The organism is Dactylosporangium sp. NPDC000521 (assembly GCF_042898305.1).
In the GTDB taxonomy this organism is placed as follows: Bacteria; Actinomycetota; Actinomycetes; order Mycobacteriales; family Micromonosporaceae; genus Dactylosporangium.
Genome location: NZ_JBIAYW010000064.1, coordinates 1 through 1,241, shown reverse-complemented (window position 1 = coordinate 1,241; position 1,241 = coordinate 1). Strand labels below are relative to the sequence as shown.

Genomic DNA, 1,241 nt, shown 5'->3' with positions numbered 1-1,241 from the left:
TCGGTGGTGAGGAAGAGCGCCGCGATCGAGGCGGCGTTCTGCAGGGCGGAGCGGGTGACCTTGGCCGGGTCGATGATGCCCTCGGCCAGAAGGTTCACGTAGTCGCCGCTGGCGGCGTTGAGGCCCCAGCCGGCGTCCAGGTTGCGGACCTTCTCGACCACGACGCCGCCCTCGAGGCCGGCGTTGACGGCGATCTGGCGCAGCGGCGCGTCAAGGGCGACCTTGACGATGTTGGCGCCGGTGGCCTCGTCGCCGACCAGGTCCAGCTTGTCGAAGGCCGACTTGCCGGCCTGGACGAGCGCGACGCCACCGCCGGGGACGATGCCCTCCTCGACGGCCGCCTTCGCGTTGCGCACGGCGTCCTCGATGCGGTGCTTGCGCTCCTTGAGCTCGACCTCGGTGGCCGCGCCGACCTTGATGACCGCGACACCGCCGGCGAGCTTCGCCAGGCGCTCCTGCAGCTTCTCGCGGTCGTAGTCCGAGTCCGACTTCTCGATCTCGGCACGGATCTGCGCCACCCGGCCGTTGATGCCCTCGGCGTCGCCGGAGCCCTCGACGATCGTGGTCTCGTCCTTGGTGATGACGACCTTGCGGGCCTTGCCGAGCAGGTCGAGCGTCGCGTTCTCCAGCTTGAGACCGACGGTCTCGGAGATGACCTGACCGCCGGTCAGGATCGCGATGTCGGTCAGCATGGCCTTGCGGCGGTCACCGAAGCCCGGGGCCTTGACGGCGACGGACTTGAAGGTGCCACGGATCTTGTTCACGATCAGGGTCGCGAGGGCCTCGCCCTCGACGTCCTCGGAGATGATCGCGAGCGGCTTGCCGGACTGCATGACCTTCTCCAGCACCGGGAGGAGGTCCTTCACCGCGGAGATCTTCGACTCGACGATGAGGATGTACGGGTCGTCGAGGACCGTCTCCATCCGCTCGGTGTCGGTGACGAAGTACGGCGAGATGTAGCCCTTGTCGAAGCGCATGCCCTCGGTGAGCTCCAGCTCGAGCCCGAAGGTGTTGCTCTCCTCGACGGTGATGACGCCTTCCTTGCCGACCTTGTCCATCGCCTCGGCGATGATCTCGCCGACGGTGGAGTCACCGGCGGAGATCGAGGCCGTGGAGGCGATCTGCTCCTTGGTCTCGACGTCCTTGGCAAGGTTGGCCAGCTCCGACGCGACGGACGCGACGGCGGCCTCGATGCCGCGCTTCAGCGCCATCGGGTTGGCACCCGCGGCGACGTTGCGCAG

General features: G+C 68.0%; 1 protein-coding gene. It reads right to left on the bottom strand.

What is annotated here, in order from left to right:
- Positions 1 to 1,241 (bottom strand): chaperonin GroEL (gene groL / locus ACFY3L_RS54555; protein WP_389343950.1); only part of this gene is annotated, 1,241 nt, incomplete at both ends.